2 protein-coding genes are annotated in these 3,414 nt (G+C 58.6%); both read right to left on the reverse strand.

The genetic code is table 11. From position 1 onward, the window contains the following. A partial coding sequence (locus tag ABX749_RS26610; RefSeq protein WP_372898669.1) for a sulfatase occupies positions 1-1,388 on the reverse strand: 1,388 nt, incomplete at its 3' end. Between the two features lie 111 nt (positions 1,389-1,499). After that, on the reverse strand, positions 1,500-3,414 hold a 1,915-nt coding region (locus ABX749_RS26615; RefSeq protein ID WP_372898670.1), incomplete at its 5' end, for a GEVED domain-containing protein.

Raw genomic sequence — 3,414 nt, forward strand, 5'->3', positions numbered from 1 at the left:
GCGGTTCGTTCTTGCCACTGCTGCAGGGCGTGTTGGAGTCGCGATTGGGCGTCAGCAACGTCGGTGTCCCCGGCCAGGTTCTGGAATTCAATCGGATCGTTTTTTAGATCGTACAGTTCCCACTCTGGCGGGTTCTTGAGCCTTTCCATTGCCACGCGTGCGGGGTGACTTGCGGGCAGTTTTTGTGCTTCGGCGTAAGCGCGGTCGCCGTCGACCGAATCCGACGCGGTCGTCTCGCCCGCACGTAAATTGTGAATCAACTTGTACCGTCCATCGGTGATCGCTCGTCGCGGAAAGAACGGTGTCGCGCCGTGGTAGTGGAACTCGCCGACCAAGGTGCGGCGCCAATCAGCCGCGTCGTTCTGCTGATTCAAGACAGTGCGGAGCGAGTTGCCGTGGCGTTGCGAGGGCAAGTCAATGCCGGCCGCGTCCAGAATCGTCGGGTAGATGTCCACGCTGCTGACCAAGTGATCGGAGGCGTGGGGCTGCGAGACGCCGGGCCAGCGGACGAGGAAGGGGACGCGGAGTCCAGATTCGTAGCAACTGGTTTTTCCACGCGTGAACGGCGGGCCATGATCGCCGAGAAAAACGATCAGCGTGTTGTTCCAGTTGTCTGTCTGTTGCAGTACGGATTCCAGCATCCCGATCGCCGCATCAATTCGATGAACGCAGTTGTAATAGCCGGCGATCTTTTGCCGCTGTTCCGGTGTGTCGATCTGTTGCCATGGCCAGGGAACGATGTCTTCGGGTGCGAGGATGTTCTTCGGCAGACCCTTGACCGAGTCGGGGAAGAACTGCGGTCCGCGGCGACCTCCCGGCAGGGGCTTTCTCGCCACGTGCGGATCGAACAGGTTGAACATCAAGAACCACGGTTCGTCACCGGACTGTGTCAGAAACTCGCGAGCGAAATCGATTTGCAGCCGAACGTCTCGGCTGCCGAAACCTTCGCCGTGTCGCATGTCAAACGCGAACGCTTTTTCGGGACCGACGTGCAGTTTGCCGATGATGCCGGTTCGATAACCATGGCTCTTGAGGACGTTGGGCAACAACGAGTCGACGAGTGGTTCATGAACGCGGAAGCCGACGTTGGCGTTCAGTAAACCGTACTGCCCATTCCCGTGCGGATAGAGTCCGGTAAACATCGACGAGCGCGAGGGGCTGCACGACGCTTGGCTGACGTAAGCGGTCTTAAAGCGAACGGACTGATCGGCCAGTCGGTCGATGTTCGGCGTGCGAGCGATCGAGTCGCCGTAGCACGAAAGCTGCAGCCCCAAGTCGTCGGCCGTGATCAGCAAAACGTTCGGCCTGTCATCTCCGAAGACTCCAGCTGCGACAGCCAGCAGGACGGCGACCGCGCCGAGCCGGCGGAACAGGTACAAGTGATGCATTTTCAATCCTCGTCGCGTACCGAAAACGAATTCCAAAGTTTAGTCGCCAATCAGTTTACGTTCACGAGTCTCATTCGCCTGATTGCGATCTGTCATGCGTGGCCGGAATGTCTAATGCAGCAGGCCCGTGGCGAGCGCACGATCCACGGACTGTGCCCAGGTAGCGGTCAAACGTTCTTGGGCCAGATGCTCTGTCGCGGATGCGGTGCGGATCCCAGCGGAGGTTGGTCGGTCATCAAGCGGCTGAACCTGGTGATCTCGACCCGCATCGAGCGTTGGCAGTGTCGAGCCCGTTCGGCTGTCTGTTCGAAGGTTTTCCCACCCAGTCGTCTCCGGGCTTGCGTCCCGCTCCTTTGCCGATGGAACCGCGGGGAGGAAACTGTGATCGGTGATCAGGTTGGCGTTCAGGCTGAGGGCCGATGTCACTTGTTCTGATTCCGCAGCGCGTTCCGCCTCGCCTTGTCTTGCCACGGCGTTGATCACGACCAACGCGTCGAGTGGAGAAATTCCCAAGTCTCCGTTGGCATCATAGTAGTTACCGGGCCATCGAGGCAGACTCAGCGGATCGGGCAATGTGGTTCCGGAAGGGTCATCTTGCGTGGCGATCCGGTTGATCACGATCAGTGCGTCAATCGGCGAGGTGGAGCCATTGTTGTCCACATCTGTCGTCGTCACCACATTCTGCCACGGGTTAGGCAAGTCGATCACGATGGGCGGCGACGGCGTCCCGGGAGACACGAGTTGACGATAGAACTTGCCCTCCTGCTCGAAGGTGTCTCCCATTCGCCAAGCCGACCGGTCGTTGAACTGTAGTTGCTCCCGTGAGGCAGCGACAACGGTAACGCTCTGAGATGTTGAGATGGATGTCAAATCATCGACAGGCAGACGGAATCTCTCGGAGCCGGTAATGTCCAGCACTTCAATGTTGTCGGTTTGGAAATCACCCGATCCGCCAAAGTCCAAGACCAATGGTTGAAGATTGGCTTGGTCAAGATCATGAAACGCGAGTCGATTGATTTCGTTATTACCCTGAATGGAAATCCGGTCGTTGGGTGGCTGTCCCAGTTCAATCGCCAAGGAGTGGCCAGCTGGGGACAGCGAGACGTCGACTTGCGAAAAGACGCCTTCGGTCTGAAACATCGGCGGTTCCTGGCCGTTTCCGACGAGGACGTGGTCGGCGATCAGTCTCAGGTAACTGTCAGGATGAAACAGTTTGACGACCAGCGGGACCGGATCGGATTTGGCATCGACCAAATCCAGCCAAAAATCTTCGACTTCGCCGTCCGCTGCTGCTCCTGTAGGCGAAGTCTCCCCGGCGGTGCTGAGCCGAACTCGGGCCGCGGTCGGACCCGCGATCGCTCCGGCTGGAATCGTCAGAGGAATGAAGTTGTCGCCGGCGTGGACATCGTGTGCGACCACGACTTCATCGATCCGATCGCCCCAGTCGCCGTCGCGATCGAAGTCGATCCAGATGCTGATTTTTCCTGCTTGTGATGCCGTCACTTGCATGGTCGTCAGAGTGTCTGTCTGCGTGACGAGCAGATTGCTCAACCACCGCACGCCCTGGTTTTCGTCCGGCTCGCCCTGGTCATCATGGTCGGCGGCTGCGGAGGGGAGCCCATCGGAATCGACGTCAACACCTGCGCCCAGGAACAGTTCGGTGACGTTGTGCCGAGCGCCATTTTGCGACAATGTCACCGGATAAGATTGACCGAGCCCGTCGGGCAATCGTTCGGGGGCATCGCCGAAATCTGCGATGTCGCCTTCGTCGTCGAGAATCCGAACTTCGCCGAATTGATGGAGCTGACTGCTGTAGATGCCATAAGGAGACGACGAGCCTTGTCGGACGCCGTAGGCGATGCCAGTCTCGGTAGCGCCGACGGCTGTCCAGCTGACATCAAAGTCACTCGGTAGCGTTGGGTTGATCCGCGAAGCTTTCGAACGACCGTCGACCGGGACGACAAACAACTCCAGCTTGTCATCGACCAGTTGATCCGCAAAATAGTACAGATCTTGTCCGTCGGTA

Source organism: Stieleria sp., from assembly GCF_041595215.1.
GTDB lineage: Bacteria > Planctomycetota > Planctomycetia > Pirellulales > Pirellulaceae > Stieleria > Stieleria magnilauensis.